General features: G+C 72.1%; 15 protein-coding genes and 2 pseudogenes. 10 read left to right on the forward strand and 7 right to left on the reverse strand.

Annotated elements, in window-relative coordinates; translation table 11 throughout:
* Positions 1 to 11 precede the first annotated feature (11 nt).
* Genes ACIF83_RS30665 through ACIF83_RS30675 form a run of 3 tightly spaced genes read left to right on the forward strand, consistent with a single transcriptional unit; the run spans position 12 to position 2,670 of the window.
* Positions 12 to 992, forward strand: coding sequence for an NAD-dependent epimerase/dehydratase family protein (locus tag ACIF83_RS30665; RefSeq protein WP_393484310.1), 981 nt, complete (start codon positions 12 to 14; stop codon positions 990 to 992).
* A 32-nt stretch (positions 993 to 1,024) separates the two neighbouring features.
* Positions 1,025 to 2,224 (forward strand): glycosyltransferase family 4 protein, encoded by a 1,200-nt coding sequence (locus tag ACIF83_RS30670; protein ID WP_399731745.1) that lies wholly within the window; start codon positions 1,025 to 1,027, stop codon positions 2,222 to 2,224.
* Between the two features lie 26 nt (positions 2,225 to 2,250).
* Entirely contained in the window at positions 2,251 to 2,670 is a 420-nt protein-coding gene (locus ACIF83_RS30675; RefSeq protein ID WP_399731748.1) for a hypothetical protein, read from the forward strand.
* On the opposite strand, the gene ACIF83_RS30680 is transcribed toward ACIF83_RS30675, so the two are convergent.
* From ACIF83_RS30680 to ACIF83_RS30690, 3 genes are all read right to left on the reverse strand, one after another.
* Positions 2,586 to 3,764, reverse strand: a complete 1,179-nt coding sequence (locus tag ACIF83_RS30680; protein ID WP_398139600.1) for a glycosyltransferase — start codon at positions 3,762 to 3,764, stop codon at positions 2,586 to 2,588. The genes ACIF83_RS30675 and ACIF83_RS30680 overlap by 85 nt on opposite strands.
* On the reverse strand, positions 3,761 to 4,300 hold the full coding sequence (locus ACIF83_RS30685; protein ID WP_393484319.1) for a putative colanic acid biosynthesis acetyltransferase: 540 nt from the start codon (positions 4,298 to 4,300) through the stop codon (positions 3,761 to 3,763). The genes ACIF83_RS30680 and ACIF83_RS30685 overlap by 4 nt, the downstream gene beginning before the upstream one ends.
* Before the next feature lie 111 nt (positions 4,301 to 4,411).
* The gene (locus ACIF83_RS30690) at positions 4,412 to 5,839 is read right to left on the reverse strand and encodes a sugar transferase (RefSeq protein WP_393484322.1); all 1,428 of its coding nucleotides are present in this window, start codon (positions 5,837 to 5,839) and stop codon (positions 4,412 to 4,414) included.
* A 208-nt stretch (positions 5,840 to 6,047) separates the two neighbouring features.
* On the opposite strand from ACIF83_RS30690, the gene ACIF83_RS30695 reads away from it, so the two are divergent.
* On the forward strand, positions 6,048 to 7,598 hold the full coding sequence (locus tag ACIF83_RS30695) for a M1 family metallopeptidase (protein ID WP_399731752.1): 1,551 nt from the start codon (positions 6,048 to 6,050) through the stop codon (positions 7,596 to 7,598).
* A gap of 215 nt (positions 7,599 to 7,813) precedes the next feature.
* The gene (locus tag ACIF83_RS30700) at positions 7,814 to 9,784 is read left to right on the forward strand and encodes an N-acetylmuramoyl-L-alanine amidase (protein ID WP_399731755.1); all 1,971 of its coding nucleotides are present in this window, start codon (positions 7,814 to 7,816) and stop codon (positions 9,782 to 9,784) included.
* Positions 9,785 to 9,808: 24 nt separating this feature from the next.
* Here the strand turns inward: ACIF83_RS30700 and ACIF83_RS30705 are convergent.
* A pseudogene (locus tag ACIF83_RS30705) lies at positions 9,809 to 10,842 on the reverse strand (amidohydrolase); the annotation flags it as partial.
* 103 nt (positions 10,843 to 10,945) lie between these two features.
* On the opposite strand from ACIF83_RS30705, the pseudogene ACIF83_RS30710 reads away from it, so the two are divergent.
* Positions 10,946 to 11,234 (forward strand): annotated as a pseudogene (locus ACIF83_RS30710) (nitrate reductase); the annotation flags it as partial.
* Between the two features lie 19 nt (positions 11,235 to 11,253).
* On the opposite strand, the gene ACIF83_RS30715 reads toward ACIF83_RS30710, so the two are convergent.
* Both ACIF83_RS30715 and ACIF83_RS30720 read right to left on the reverse strand, forming a co-directional pair.
* On the reverse strand, positions 11,254 to 11,979 hold the full coding sequence (locus ACIF83_RS30715; RefSeq protein WP_399731758.1) for a DUF2625 family protein: 726 nt from the start codon (positions 11,977 to 11,979) through the stop codon (positions 11,254 to 11,256).
* A 47-nt stretch (positions 11,980 to 12,026) separates the two neighbouring features.
* Positions 12,027 to 12,524, reverse strand: coding sequence for a hypothetical protein (locus ACIF83_RS30720; protein ID WP_399731761.1), 498 nt, complete (start codon positions 12,522 to 12,524; stop codon positions 12,027 to 12,029).
* Between the two features lie 87 nt (positions 12,525 to 12,611).
* Here ACIF83_RS30720 and ACIF83_RS30725 point away from each other — a divergent pair, with 87 nt between their 5' ends.
* From ACIF83_RS30725 to ACIF83_RS30740, 4 genes are all read left to right on the forward strand, one after another.
* Positions 12,612 to 13,103 carry a maleylpyruvate isomerase N-terminal domain-containing protein gene (locus ACIF83_RS30725; RefSeq protein ID WP_399731763.1) on the forward strand — a complete coding sequence of 164 codons (492 nt, stop codon included), beginning with the start codon at positions 12,612 to 12,614 and terminating at the stop codon, positions 13,101 to 13,103.
* 12 nt (positions 13,104 to 13,115) lie between these two features.
* Positions 13,116 to 13,397 (forward strand): hypothetical protein, encoded by a 282-nt coding sequence (locus tag ACIF83_RS30730; RefSeq protein ID WP_399731766.1) that lies wholly within the window; start codon positions 13,116 to 13,118, stop codon positions 13,395 to 13,397.
* A 95-nt stretch (positions 13,398 to 13,492) separates the two neighbouring features.
* Entirely contained in the window at positions 13,493 to 13,852 is a 360-nt protein-coding gene (locus ACIF83_RS30735) for a DUF779 domain-containing protein (protein ID WP_393484334.1), read from the forward strand.
* Positions 13,853 to 13,927: 75 nt separating this feature from the next.
* Positions 13,928 to 15,163, forward strand: coding sequence for a phosphodiester glycosidase family protein (locus ACIF83_RS30740; RefSeq protein ID WP_393484335.1), 1,236 nt, complete (start codon positions 13,928 to 13,930; stop codon positions 15,161 to 15,163).
* Between the two features lie 71 nt (positions 15,164 to 15,234).
* Here the strand turns inward: ACIF83_RS30740 and ACIF83_RS30745 are convergent, their stop codons facing one another.
* Positions 15,235 to 15,429, reverse strand: a complete 195-nt coding sequence (locus tag ACIF83_RS30745; protein WP_386580637.1) for a hypothetical protein — start codon at positions 15,427 to 15,429, stop codon at positions 15,235 to 15,237.
* Positions 15,430 to 15,434: the final 5 nt, after the last annotated feature.

A 15,434-nucleotide genomic window follows, 5' to 3' on the forward strand; every position in this document is an offset into this window, starting at 1 on the left:
AGGAGTTGCCGATGAGCAAGCAGGTGGACGTCGTCGTTGCCGGTGGCGGGGGATTCATCGGCGGCCATCTAGTGGGCGCCCTGCTGCACCAGGGGCTGACCGTCCGTTCCATCGACATCAAGCCCCGGCAGGAGTGGTACCAGGTCCACGACGGCGCGGAGAACGTGATCAGCGACCTGTCGCTCCTGGAGAACGCGCACGCGGGCGTCCGGGGCGCGCGGCAGGTGTACATGCTCGCCGCGGACATGGGCGGCATGGGCTTCATCGAGAACAACAAGGCCGCCTGCATGATGTCGGTCCTGACCAGCACGCACATGCTGAAGGCCGCGCACGAGCACGGCGTGGAACGGTACTTCTACTCGTCCTCCGCCTGCGTCTACGCCGCCGGCAAGCAGACCGACCCGAACGTCACCGCGCTGCGGGAGGAGGACGCCTATCCGGCGCAGCCGGAGGACGGCTACGGCTGGGAGAAGCTCTTCTCCGAGCGCATGTGCCGCCACTTCACGGAGGACTACGGGTTCATCTCGCGCGTCGCCCGCTACCACAACGTGTACGGCCCGCACGGCACATGGGACGGCGGCCGCGAGAAGGCCCCGGCCGCGGTCTGCCGGAAGATCGCCGAGGCGGTCCTCTCCGGGGAGCACCACATCGAGATCTGGGGCGACGGTCTGCAGACACGTTCCTTCATGTACATCGACGACTGCCTGCACGGCACCCAGATGATCATGAACGGGGGCAGTGACGTACCGGTCAACCTCGGCTCCTCGGAGCTGGTGACCATCAACCAACTCGTCGACATCGTCGAGGAGATCGCGGGCATCCGCTGCGAGCGCAGCTACCGTCTCGACGCTCCGCAGGGCGTGCGCGGCCGCAATTCCGACAACACCTTGATCCGCGAGATCCACGGCTGGGAACCGTCGATCTCCCTGGCCGACGGTCTGGAGAAGACCTACGCCTGGGTCTACGACCAGGTCAAGCGCTCCCAGCAGTGAGCCCCGACCACGTGCGAGGGCACGAAGAGCCGATGAGGATCCTCGTCCACGACTACAGCGGCCACCCGTTCCAGGCCCAGCTGAGCCGGGAGTTGGCGCGCCGTGGCCATGATGTCGTCCACTCGACGTGTACGGCCTACGTCTCCGGCAAGGGCAACCTGGCCGGCGGCTCCCCCGGCCTCCGCTTCGTCACCATCGGGGACACCACCCGACTGAGGAAGGAGGCCTACTTCCACCGGCTGCACCAGGAGACCCGGCTGGGCCTCGAACTTGCCCGGCAGGTACGGCGCGAGAAGCCCGACGTGGTGCTGCTGTCCAACCTGCCGATCCCGGTGCTGGTCGTGACCGCGGCCGTCCTGGGAAGGCTGCGCATCCCCTGGGTGCTGTGGCATCAGGATGTGACCGCGGTCGCGTTGAAGAGCTTCGCCGCAGCGCAGGTCGCGAAGTCGATGGGCCTCGCCGCCAAGGTCTTCGGAGCGAGCGAGAAGTGGTCGGCTCGCCAGGCCTCTGCCGTCGTCGTGATCGCCGACTCCTTCGTACGGGTCCACGAACGGTGGGGCACCGCCGACAAGGTCACCGTCATCCCCAACTGGGCGCCGTTGGACGAGATCGTCCCGGTGGCACGGACCAACGCCTGGTCGACGGAGCACCGTCTCGACGACGTGCGGACGGTGCTGTACTCCGGCACGCTGGGCCTGAAACACAACCCGGTGCTGCTGGTGCAGCTGGCCGAGCGGCTGCGGGACGGGGGTGATCCGGTACGGCTCGTCGTCGTCAACGACGGCCCTGCCGTACCCCTCCTCAGGAAGGCCGCCGCGGCCCGCGGGGTCGAACTGACCCTGCTGCCCTTCCAGCCCTACGAGCGACTGCCCGAGGTGCTGGGCACGGGCGACGTCCTCGTGGTCCTCCTGGGTCCGGACGCGGGGCAGTTCTCGGTCCCGTCCAAGACCCTGTCGTATCTCTGTGCCGGGCGACCCGTGCTCGGCCTGATGCCCGCCGACAACCTCGCCGCGCAACTGCTCCATCAGGCCGGGTCGGCGGTCCTGCCGCCGGAGGAGTCCGCGCTGGACGGTGCGGCCTCCTGGGTCCGGAGGGTCCTGGCCGACCCGGCCCGCGCCGAACGGCTGGGCAAGGAGAGCCGGGCCCTGGCCGAGCGCGAGTTCGCCCTGGAGGACTGCGCCTCCCGCTTCGAGGACATCCTCCGGAGGGTGAGCGCCGCCTCGGCCCGCTGAGCCGGCCGTGTGAGTACACGTGCCGAATGCCACGGACCGCGCCGCTGTCCATCCGCGGCGCGGTCCGTGGCGGCGATCGGAGGGCCCGCAATCGGACGGCCGACGATCAGACGGACCGTAACCAGACGGCCGGCGATCAGACGGCCGACGGTCAGATGGCCGACGATCAGACGATCCGCGATCACACGGACCGTCACCGGACGGCCGGCGATCACACGGCCGACGGTCAGATGGCCGACGATCACACGGACCGTCACCAGACGGCCGACGATCACACGGTCCGCGATCAGACGGCCGACGATCACACGGCCGACGATCAGACGGCCGACGATCAGACGGACCGCGATCAGACGGCCGACGATCAGACAGCCGGCCTCGAAGCGGCCGGCTCCGCCTCGCGACGAGTGTGGTCGGCCCGATCCGAACCGCCTTCGCTCCCGCGGTAGTTCTCCTCCAGCCGGTCCACCACGGCGCCGATGGAGTACACGTCCTCGACCACGCGCCGGCCGGCCGCCGCCAGTTCGGCACAGAGCTCCGGGTCGCCGAGCAGCCGGCGGACCGCGTCCGCCATGGCCTCGGGGCTGCCGTCGGTGACGACCGCGGCACCCCGGCGGGCCAGCTCGTCGGCGATGCCGCAGGTGTCGGTGAGGACGACGGGCGTGCCGACGGCCATCGCCTCGATGACGGTCATGCCGAACGGCTCGTTCACGCTGGCCAGCACATGGACGGCCGCCGTCCGGTAGGCCTCGCGGGCGTCGGCGGGATCGAGCGCCCCGCCGTAGCGGACCACGTCCGTCAGCCCGTCGGCGATGAGCCGACGGACGGCGGGCAGCGATCCGTCGTCCGGGCCGTACAGCGTGAACCGGGCCTCGGGCAGCTCCTCGTGGACCAGCGCGGCCATCTCCACGAAGGCCTCCGGGCGCTTGCGCGGATGCAGCCGGGCCAGGAACAGCACATGAGGGTCGCGCCGCCGGGGACCCGGTTCGGGCGGGCCCGGCCGGATGCCGTTGGGCAGGATCCGCAGCGGCGGCCCGTCCGGCCCGAGCACCTCCGCCACCAGCCGGCGCTCCTGCTCGGTCAGGACGAAACAGGTGCGCGTCCGACGCAGCAGCGGAAGGTACAGCCGGTCGAACAGCCGGACGGGGAGCGCGGTGCGCGGCTCGACCATGCCGTGGGTCTGCGCCACGCACGGGATGCGGCGCAGGGCGGCGACGGCGAGCGCGGCCAGGGAGACCAGATCGCGCCCCGCGTGTACGTGCACGACGTCGGCGTCGCCCATGGCCCGCCACAGGTCGCGTACGAGCAGGGGATGCAGCAGGCCGATGAAGCCCTGCCCCGGCAGCAGCGTACGGGCCGGACGGGAGCGGAGCCGGACGGGGCCGATGCGGTCCGGTCCCCGGCCGCTGCCCCGCCACAGCGAGATCAGCGTGACGTCGTGTCCGCGTGCGACCAGCTCCTCCGCCTGGGCGAGGGCCACGCTCGGCGGACCGCCGAAGGCACCGTCGTCGCTGACGAGCGTGACCACGTGGAGCAGTCTCATGCGCAGACCCCGTTCGTCGTCAGGACCGCGCCGGCCGCGAGGTCCCGGTGGGCCACGACACCCGCGCCCACCACGCCGCCCCGGCCGACGGTGACACCACGCAGGACCACGGCACGGGCCGCGACCCAGCTGCCCGGCTCCAGCCGGATCGGGCCGTTGTCGAACTCGAAGGTGGCGGAACGGCGGCGATGGCTGCCCGTGCACAGCAGTGCGCTCTGGGAGACGCAGCAGTCGCTGCCGATCGTGACCGGTTCCAGGTTGAGGATCCAGGCGCCCTCGCCGATCCACACGTCGTCGCCGATCTCCAGCTTCCACGGCCAGTGCACCCGCACTCCGTGCCGGATCAGCACCCGCTCTCCGACCCGGGCCCCGAAGGCGCGCAGCAGCACGGGCCGCCAGCGGGCCGGGAACCACCACTTGACGAAGAACAGATGGAGGGCGGCGAACCATGCGGCCTGGACGAGCAGAGGCCGCCCCTTGTCGTATCCGGCACCGGTGAAGCCGCGCAGGGATCGCGCGACGACGGTCTGCGCCATGAGCAGTGTCCCTTCCCGAGGACTCAGGCCATGGTCGCGATCTTTCCTGCCGCGGGAGCCGCGTCATCCGCGATCACGGCGTGTTGGCGGCAGGCCTGCCCGGATGGCGGATCAGTAGGCGCCCTGGCCGTTCAGCACGGCGCGTACGGTGCGGGCCAGCACGTTCATGTCCACGGCAAGGGACCAGTTGTCGACGTAGCGCAGGTCGAGGGCGACCGTCTCGTGCCAGGACAGGTCCGACCGTCCGCTCACCTGCCACAGCCCCGTCAGACCCGGCTTGACGCTGAGCCGGCGCATCTCGACCGGGTTGTACTTGACGACTTCCTCGGGCACCGGAGGGCGCGGGCCGACCAGAGACATGTGGCCGAGGAGGACGTTGAACAGCTGGGGCAGCTCGTCCAGGGAGTAGCGGCGCAGGACGCGTCCCAGGGGCGTGATCCGGGGGTCACGGCGCATCTTGAACATGTGGCCGTCGTTCTCGTTCGCCGCCTCCAGCTCGCTCTTGAGCCGGTCCGCGTCGGCCACCATCGTGCGGAACTTCCACATGGGGAACGGCGTGTTGTTCCGGCCCACCCGCGTCTGGCGGTAGAAGGCCGGTCCGGGTGAGCCGAGCCGGACGGCCAGGACCAGCAGGAGCAGCAGCGGCGCGAGCACGACGATCAGCAGCAGGGCGCCCACGCGGTCCACGACGGACTTGAGCAGCGTCGGAGTGCCCCGGCGCAGCGGCGGCACGATGTGCAGCATGGTGAGTCCGGCCGCGGAGGTGATCCGGACCCGTCGGCGGGTGACGTCGACGATGCCGGGGAGCACGGCGAGCGCACATCCCCGGTCGTGCAGCGCCCAGGACAGCCGGCGCAGCCGCTCGCCCGACATGTGCGGGCCCGGCACCACGAAGACCAGGTCGGCCGAGAGCCTGTCGGCCGCCCCGAGCACCACCTCGGCGTCCTGCTCCGGGGTCTCGGGCGCCGCGCAGGGCAGCCGCAGGTCCACGGGGACGCCGGAGAGCACCTCGTCCTCCCCGACCGGACAGGTCCCGACGATCACGTATTCGTGGTCGGTGCGCTGGGCGAGCTGTTCGACCACCGCGTCGACCGTCGGGCCCTCGCCGATCACCAGGACGTGGCGCAGTGCGCGGCCCCTGCGGCGGGCGGCCCGCAGATGACGGTGAATCACCTTCTGGCAGGCCGCGGTGAGGACGAGTGCGGGGATCAGTGCCGTGAAGGCCCCGGCAGGCACGCTGCCCAGTCCGCACAGCACACGCAGCGTCGCCAGGGCGCCGACCAGCACCAGCCAGTCCCTGACGACGGTCCGCAGGCAGCCCCCGTCACCCCAGGCAGCGAGCGTGTAGCGCTTGCCGGCCACTCTGATCAGCGGCCACAGCACGGCGGCTACGGCCGCCAGCCGCAGCGGGTGGGGCTCGCGGACCTCCACGATCGCGGCCGCGACGGGCAGCGCCGCGCCGGCCAGATCCACGCAGACCGACAAGGGCCCGTACCAGCGCGCCTGGGTGCCCTCCGGTTGGACGGGCCGACGCGGCATGGGAATCGGCACCTGTCGGGATGCCGCGATTCTGAACGGCCGCATGCCTCTCCTTCGAGGGCCCGATCTCGGACAACGGGCGCGGTCGCATGGTCCGATCGGAGGGGATGACCACACCTTGATGTGATCTTTATACCAAGTGATAGGTGCTCATGTCGGAATTAGCGGATTTAGCGCATAAATGATCTCTTAGTGACATAGTGCCGCCATGGACTTCACGACTGTCGGCATCCGGCGCGGCATCCGTACCCGCCGTGCGGCCCTCGCCCTGGCCGGTGCCGTCGGCTTCGCGGGTGCCGCCGTCCTCGTCGTCCTGCCCGACGGGGAGCACCGCGCGCCGTACCGCGCCGGACACCCCGCCCCGGGCGCCTCCCCCGGCTCCCCCGGAGAGGTCCCGTCCCCCGGTGCCCGCGGTCTCGGCGACCCGCTCGCGCCGCTCGACGGCAACGGCGGCTACACGGTCCGCCGCTACACCCTCGACTTCGACTGGCGCGCGCCCCGCACGCCCTTCGCCGCGACCACCACCGTCCGCGCCACCGCCACCCAGGCCCTGTCCCGCTTCGACCTCGACTTCGCGGGCAACACGCTGCACGCGGTCACCGTCGACGGCGCACCGGCGAAGGCCGTGCGCGACGGCGACGAGCTGGTCGTCACCCCGGCGAAGCCGATCGCCCGCGGCGGTGCGTTCACCGTCCGGGTCGCCTACACCGCCGACCCGACGCAGCGGCGCCACCGTGACGACGCGATCCAGGACTACGGCTGGGTCCCCACGGCCGACGGCACCCTGCTGTCGCTCCAGCCCGACGGCGCCAGGATGGTCTTCCCGGCCGACGACCACCCCAGCGTGCGGGCACCGTTCACCTTCCGGATCACCACCCCGCTGGGGCTGACCGCGGTGGCCAACGGCCGGCTCGTCGGGCACGTACGGCAACCCGACGGACGGATCCGGTGGACCTACGACTCCGAGGAACCGGTCGCGGCCCAGCTGGTCCAGATGGCCGTCGGGAGGTTCTCCGTCGTGGACGGCGAGGGGCCGCGCGGGCTGCCCGTCCGGGACGTGGTCCCCGAGGACCTGGTCGCGGACACCGAGGCGTACCGCGCTCTCACCCCCGGACATCTGGCCTGGCTCGAACAGCGGCTCGGCCCCTATCCCTTCCGCCGCTACGGCGTGCTGGTCGGGGACACCGACCTGGCGGTGGCCCTGGAGACCCAGTCGCTGTCCGTCGTGCCGAGCGCCGATCTGTCGGGGGATCAGGTCGGCGCCGAGCGCAACCTCGTGCACGAGCTCGCCCACCACTGGACCGGCGACAGCGTCGCGATCCGGCGGTGGTCCGACCTGTGGCTGAGCGAGGGACACGCCCGTTTCTACGAGCTGCTCTACTCCGACACCCACGGCGGCATCGACCTGGAGGGCATGATGCGCGTCGCCTACGAACAGCACGACCAGTGGCGGCACGACGACGGCGCACCCGCCGAGCCGACCGCGTCCACCCTGTTCCGGCAGATGCGCTACGACGGCTCGGCGCTGGTGCTCTACGCGCTGCGGGAGAAGGTGGGCGAGGACACCTTCGACCGGATCGAACGCTCCTGGGTGACGACGTACCGGGGCCGGGCCGCCGGCACCGCGGACTTCGTCAGGCTCGCGTCCCGCGTGGCCGGCGAGGATCTGACGCTCTTTCTGACGCCTTGGCTGTACGGGCCGCACACCCCGCCCATGCCGGGACACCCCGACTGGCAGGTGGACCCGGTCGAGGACTGAGCCCGCCACCGGGCGGGCAGGGTGCCGCCGACCGGGTGGCCTGTGCCCGACGGCTGGTCCACGCCGGTGACGCTCGGCGCGACGCGGCGCGCGAGGCACGGAAACGTACAAGGGGTGACGCGAAGGGCAACCCCCTTTGCCCTGAAGGGCAGTCCGCTGTGCCCTGGTCGCATCTGTCCCTGGCCACCCCGCTGAACCTCGTCGGAGGCACCTTCATGAAAAAACGCGTCGCCCCCCGCGTCTCCAGTGCCGTACGCGGGCACCGGCGGATCATCTGCGTGACCGCTTCGGCGGCGCTCCTGGTGCCGTTGCTGATCGACCGCTCGGGGGATGTCACTCCGTCCGACCAACGTCTGCAGGACGAGTACAAGGCCGCCGCGAACGAGTACCACGTCCCCCGCAGCGTGCTCATGGGCGTGTCCTACCTGCAGTCGAGGTGGGACTCACACCAGGGCGCGCCGAGCGTCGTCGGCGGTTACGGTCCGATGCACCTGGTGGACGCGCCCCAGCCCCAGCAGACGCCGCAGCCCAAGAAGGGACAGGCGCGCGCGGGGTCGGCGGGGCCGTCCGTCCCGGGCATGCCGAACCGAGCGGCGGACCTGCGACGGGCCGCACGTCTGACCGGGCTTCCGGCCGAAGAGCTGCGGACGGACGACGCGGCCAACGTGCGCGGCGGCGCGGCCCTCCTCGCGGCGACCCAGCGACAGCTCGGCAAGCCGCTCAGCCTCAATCCGGCGGACTGGTGGGAGACCGTGGCCGCCTTCCCGGGCGCCGCCGACCGGGCCTCGGCGGAGACCTATGCCGATGACGTCTTCGACGTGATCCGCCGGGGCGCGCACCGCATCACCGACGAGGGGCAGCGCGTCACCCTCGTGGCGAGCCCCCGTGTCCGCCCGCACCGCCCCGCCACCACGGGCGCGCCGCACCCCAAGGAGGTCGACTGCCCGCCGGAGCTGTCCTGCTCCTGGCTCAGCGCGCCGTACGTCGAGATCGACGACGACGAGTACGGCAACCATCAGCTGGCCGACCGGCCCAAGGACCAGCGGATCGACTACATCGTCATCCACGACACCGAGGCGCCGCTGGCGTCGATGCTGCAGACGATCCAGGATCCGGAGGAGGCGTCGTGGCACTACTCCATCCGCTCCCGGGACGGCCACATCACCCAGCACGTCAAGATCAAGGACGCGGCCTGGCACTCCGGCAGCCAGTTCGTGAACGCCCGCTCGATCGGGGTCGAGCACGAGGGATTCCTGCGGCATCCCGACGCCTGGTACACGGAGACGATGTACCGGTCCTCGGCCCGGCTGGTGAAGTACCTGGCGAAGAAGTACGGAGTTCCGCTCGACCGGCAGCACATCTTCGGCCATGACAACGTGCCGGCCCCGACCGCGGACTCGATCCCGGACATGCATGACGACCCGGGCCCCTTCTGGGACTGGCGGCACTACTTCGACCTGCTGGGCGCGCCGCTGAAGGCGACGGCCGGGTCGGACAGCGATGTCGTGATGATCCTGCCGGACTACCCCACCTACAGTCCGCGGTTCACCGGCTGCACCAAGAGCGGTGTGAAGTGTGCGCCGCACGGCTCGAGCGCGGTCCGCCTGCACACCGATCCGGACGACAACGCTCCGCTGATCCAGGATCCGGGCCGACACCCCGACGGCCAGGACTCCACCGTGGACGTCAACGACCTGGGGTCGCGGGTCTCCACGGGCCAGACCTTCGCGGTGGCCGACCGTAGCGGCGACTGGACGGCGATCTGGTTCCAGGGGCACAAGGCCTGGTTCAGGAACCCGAAGGACCACCCGACGGCGGTCGGTGCGAGCGGCCGGATGGTGACCCCGAAGGAAGGCCTGAAGGAGATCGAGGCGTTCGGCCGCGCCCTGCCGGAGGAGGACGCCTATCCGGAGGGGACGGACGAACAGCCCGAGGAGTCACCGCTCCCGTACACCATCCGCGCGGGCCAGCGGTACGTGACGCAGTCCCGCGTCCTCGGTTCCTACCTGGAGAAACCTTCCTCCGACGACTCCCCGTCCCCGGTGGTGCAGGGCCAGGAGGAGTACTACGAGATCCAGCTCGGCCACCGGCTCGCCTATGTCCGGGCGAGTGACGTCGACGTGATCAAGTCGGCGGCCGTGGCGGCGGGCCCGCCCGGACATGCGGCGCCCGTTCCCCAGCGCTGACCCGAAGGGTGCCCGGGCCGTCGGCTACAGGTCGGCGGCCCGGTGCGTGGGCCGGCCCGCCAGCACCGTCAGGACGACCGGCAGGTCGGCCAGCTCGGTGTCGGGGACCTCCAGCGGGTTCTCGGCCAGCACCGTCAGGTCGGCACGCCGGCCGACCGCGAGCCGGCCGGCGAGATGCTCCTCCCCGGCGGCCCAGGCCGCGTTGACGGTGCTGCCCTGCAGCGCCTGCAGCGCGGTGAGGGCCTGGTCGGGCCCGTGCGGAGGCAGGGAGAGGTCGGCGGGGCGGCGGTGCCGGGCGCCGGCCATGACCTGCAGCGGCGGGTACGGCGCGATGGGCCAGTCGGACCGAGGACGACCCGGGCTCCGGCCGCCCACAGATGGCGGCAGCGGAACGCGCGCCCGGCGCGCTCCTCGCCGAGCCGGCGCGACCAGTTGTCCGTGTGGTCGGCCCGGGTGAACTCGCAGCAGTGGGTGGGCTGCATGGATGCGGCCACGCCGAGCCGTGCAAACGCCGTACGGTGTCGTCGGGCACCGTCTCGATGTGCTCGACCCGGTGCCGCACCGGGGCCGGGCTCTCCGCATGGGCCTTCTCGACCGAGTCGAGCACGTGCCGCACCGCCGCGTCGCCGATCGCGTGGGTGGCGGTGGACACACCGGCCCGGTGGAGGGCCGCGATCACCTGGGTGTAGCGCTGCGGGTCGGGCCAGTGGGCGTGGGCCGACCCGCCGTGGCAGTCGGGGACCTCGAGCCGGGCGGTGCTGTTGTCCACGGTGCCGTCCATGAACAGCTTCACGGCCGGCGACCTGCCACAGCGCGCCCCCTGTGCCCTGCAACCGGACGAGTTCGACGACGGCGTCGTCGTCGGCCTCCGGCCGGCACCAGGGGGCGACCCGCAGCCACAGGGACAGTGCACCCTCGGCCTCCAGAGCGGCGTGGACGGACAGGCTCTCCCCGTTGGCGTCCATGGCGTGGCCACCGGTGAGGCCCGCCGCCGCCATGGCGCCCAGGACCTCCGCGGTGCGGGCCCGTACCTCGGCCTCCGTGGGCCGCGGCGCGACGGCCTTGCGTTCTGGCTGCTCACCGGCCTGCTCGCGGTCTCCGGCCCGGCCGCGGGCGCGCCCAGCGAGGTCGTCACCCGCGCGATGTACGGCATCCGCGGGAACCGTGGCTGTCTACGCCACCGACATCCTGCTGCGCCGCAACCGCTACGACGGCCTCGCCCTCGCCGACGAGACCCCCGGCAGCCCCTTCTGGTACACCGGCGGGGTAAACCGGTCCGGCGCGCCGGCCCTCGCGGCGGGCGTCGCCGCCTCCGCCGCGTGCGTCGACACCGTGCACCGGGCCGGTGGCGGCCGCCCTGGGCGGCATCGATCTCGCCCTGCCCGTGGGCCTGTTCGTGGCTTCCGGGGTGTACGCGGTGTCGATGCGTGCCGTCCGCGGGCAGGCGTGAGCAGTCGGGCGGCGGTGCCTCAGACCTCGCCGAGGAAACCCGGATCGGCCGGGCCCAGCTGCCGGGCGAAGTCCGCCGCCACACCCAGGACTTCGCGCATCGCCACGGCTCGCCGGGTCGTGACCGCGAGGTCGTCGTGGGCCTCCTTGGACCACAGGAACGGGTAGACGGTGATGCCCTGCGAGAGGTCCAGGGCGGCGGCCTCCTCGCGCCAGCCCGGCCGGCGGAGCCCGTCGTAGAACGTCTCCAGGCGGCCGGACAGCAGCCACCACACCCAGGTGGAGTGGCCCATGTCCAGGGCCTCCCACTCCAGGGTGTCGGGAGCGAAGTACGTCATCTGCCCGGGACCGCCGGGGCGGCCCGCTCCGGCCGGGTCGTGGCCGTTGAGTGCGAACACCCCGCCGAGCACGTCGTGCCCGACGACCAGACCCGAGGCGGGGTGCCAGACGGGATCGAACTCCTCCGGGAAGCCGTTGACCCGCCCCAGACTGGGCAGACCGCCGGTCGCCGCCGAGCCGCCGCCGTACACCCGCAGCCACCCGTCGTCCAGGACGAGCCCGCCGCAGTTCAGCGCGAGCGCGCCGAGCGTGGAGCGCGCGGTGACCTGCATCTGCAGCAGGCACCGGCGGCCTTCGCCGGGGTCGCCCGGCAGCACACGGACCGGCACGGCACTGGCCGCGAGCAGCTCCTGGAGTTCCGGCCAGGCCGGATCGTCCACCTGGGCCAGTTCGTCGATCTCGCGCATCCGAGGATCATGGCACGCGCGCCGCGCCGGGCCCCGGCCGCCCCCGGTCAGCCCCGCGCACTGTTTCTCCGGCGCTTCCGGTTCGGCCGGTGCGGGCGCTGGAGAGTGTCCAACTCGCCTACGGCCGCCCGGATGTGCGGCGGGTCCTGCGGATCCTTCGTACCGGCGCACCACCACGACGGCCGGCCGGCCACCTTGCGTACGTGCATCCCCAGGTCGTGCACGGAGCAGACCGGCCACGCCTGCCACAGGAGCTCCGAGACAGTCTCCTGGGCGGCCTCGGCAACGGCCTCCAGGGCGTCGGCGGCGGTGTCCGGGTCGGCCCAGAGGGGGTTCCCGTGCGACTCGCCGTTGGCGAGGGCGACGTAGACCTGGTCCGGTTCGCCCTCCTCCCAGGGCACCACGAAGAGGCACAGGGGCCGTTGCTCCGGCAGGGTCACCGCCAGGTCGCGGTTGACCGCTGCCAGGGCCTCGTCCCAGAGGGGGTGTTCGCCGACCGGCACGGGGCGCGGTTCGGGCCGGTCGAAGGGCGAGTGGTAGCGCATGAGAGCATCCTCTCCCAGGCACCCTCCCACCCGTCATCTCCTTGTCTCTAGGATGCCCTTGCTGCAGGTCGAGGCTCGGGAGTGTGCGTGAACGTCTCCCCCGCGACGGGCGCGGCCGCTGTCGACGCCCTGATCGATGACGTCGTCCGCTCGGTCGGCCGGCTCGCGCAGACGATGGACGGCCTGACCGACGCCGAGTACCGGGCGCCCTCCGGACTCGCCCCGTGGACCCGGGGTCAGGTGCTCGCGCACATCGCGGGCGGCGCGGACGCCTACGTGTGGCTGCTGCGGCTGGCGCGTACGGGCTCTGCGCCGGGGCCCCGGCAGGATGCGGCAGCCCTGGCCGAGACGGCCGAACGGACCGCCGCCCTGCCCGCCGACGCGCTGGCCGACCGGACGCGGCGGGCCCTGGACCTGGTCGTGGCGGAGGCCCGGGAGATGCCCGTGGCCAAGTGGGACACCCTGGTGGCGGCGCTCGCGGGCTGGCGGCACCCCGCCTGGTACACCCTGCTGCGGTGTCAGCGGGAAGTGGAGCACCACCATGTCGACCTCGGCCTGGGGTACGGCACCGCCGACTGACCGACGTCGTACGTGTCCTGGGCGCTCGACGAGACCCTCGCCGCTCTGCAGACCCAGGGACCTCCCCTCTCCCGCGTCGAGGCGGTCGACCTGGGCCGCCGCTGGCCCCTGTCTCCCGAGGGCCCCTCGGTCGCCGGGCCCGGGCACCTCCTGCTCGGGTGGCTCAGCGGGCGGACTCCGGCCACCGGCCTGGTCTGCGACGGTCCGGCCGAGACCCTGCCCCCTCCCCCGAGGTGGCCGCAGCCTCCGACGCCCGGGTGGGGCCGCACCGACGACCTCCTCGGCCACGGCTGACCCACGGTCCCGTCCAAGGACGCCTGCTGGACGCACGGCTGACGAGCCGTGAGACTGGGGCACCTCCGACGCCCCGGCTCTCCAGGACGGTGACCATGGAAGTGGAAGTTCCCCGCGTCGAACTCACCCCGCAGGCCGCCGAGATGGTGCGCAGGCTGCGGGCCGAGCACGGTCCGCTGATGTTCCACCAGTCCGGCGGCTGCTGCGACGGCAGCGCGCCCATGTGCTACCCGGACGGCGAGTTCCGGACCGGCGGCTCCGACGTGCTGCTGGCGGAACTGGCGGTGGAGGGCGTCGAGGAGCCCGTGACCTTCTGGATGTCGAGGAGCCAGTACGAGGTGTGGAGCCACACCCGGCTGATCGTCGACGTGGTACCCGGACGGGGGAGCGGATTCTCGCTGGAGGCACCCGAGGGGGTGCGTTTTCTCACCCGTTCTCGCGTAGTCGACGCCTAGCTCCCCCGCGCGCCATCGCCTTCTGCTGCACTTCCCTTGAGTTCTGGGACAGTTGACGAGACATCAGGGGGCGCGGTGGCGCACGATCGGCGGCAGACGACGGCAGGCAGATCGGTTCTCACGGTTCTCACGGCGTTCGGCGTACTGGCCGGCGCGGCCCTGGCGGGGGCGGCACCGGCCGGTGCCGTACCGCTGGGCAGGCGGGTCGCACCGGGTGTCACCTACCGGCAGTTCGACATCGAGGAGACGGCGGGCAAGGCACACGCCCACCTGCTCACCATCGATCTGAACAATCCTCATGTCCGACTGGACCTGTTGCACCCCGGGTCGGTGGCGGCCCGCGCGACCGTCTCGAAGCTGGCCGACTCGGCCGGCGCGGTCGCCGGGGTCAACGGCGACTTCTTCAACATCAGCGAGACCCAGCACCCGGGCGTGGAGGCGACGGGCGCGACCGTGGGACCGGCGATCGCGGGCGGGCAGGTGCTCAAGGCGGCGGTCCCGAAGGGCCAGCGGTTCGGGCCCGCGCTGCCGCCCGGGACGACCACGACGGACGTCCTCGGCGTGGGCACCGACGGACGGGCCCGGCTGGATCGCCTCACCCTCAGCGGCTCTGTCGGCACGCCGGACGGGCAGTTCCCGCTCAAGGGCCTCAACCAGTACGCGCTGCCGCAGAACTCCGTCGGCGCCTTCACCTCACGGTGGGGCAGCGTCTCCCGGGAGCGTGCCACCTGTGGCACGGACACCGACCGGGCCGGGGCGTGCAGCGAGGACACCTACGAGGTGAAGGTGCGCGACGGTGAGGTGGTCTCCGCCTCCGACGCCCCGGGCAGCGGCTCGATCCCCGCGGACACCACGGTCCTGGTGGGCCGCGAGGAGGGCGCGCAGCAGCTGCGCAAGCTGTCGGTGGGCGACGAGGTGACCGTCACGCACGACCTGGTGGCGGCCACGGCCAAGGTCCCGTACAGGTTCGCGATCGGCGGCTACCCGGTTCTGCGTGACGGCAGGCCGCTGTCCGGTCTGGACGACGGCACCTCCGCCGTGCGCACCGTCGTGGGCTTGGCGGACGACGGGCACAGGATGCTGCTGCTCGCGCTGGACGGGGCCGCGGCCTACCGGACGGGCATGACCATCGCCGAAGAGGCCGACCTCATGCACGAGCTGGGCGCGTCCGACGCGTTCAACCTCGACGGCGGCGGCTCGACCGAGATGGTCACCCGGGACACGGGCGCGAGCAGCGTGACGGTCCGCAGCCACCCGAGCGGCGGCGCCGAGCGCCCGGTCCCGAACGGCATCGGGGTCTTCTCGTCCTGACCGCGACGGCGCCCAGGGCCTGTCGTCACATCCCCGTCGCCGCGGGGCGGGCAGGTATGTGACGACAGACCCTAGGGCCGCAGGCTGCTCACCAGGTCGGCGGTCGCGGTGAGCCCACTGTGGATCGTGGGCGCCATGCTGGTGCTGGCCAGGTAGAAGCCGAGCAGCATGCAGACCAGGCCGTGCGAGATCTTCAGGGCGCCGTTGCGCATGAAGATCACGACGATGATCAGGAGCAGCAGCACCACAGAGATGGAAACGGCCATCGGGA

The organism is Streptomyces sp. NPDC085866 (assembly GCF_044541035.1).
Lineage (GTDB): Bacteria > Actinomycetota > Actinomycetes > Streptomycetales > Streptomycetaceae > Streptomyces.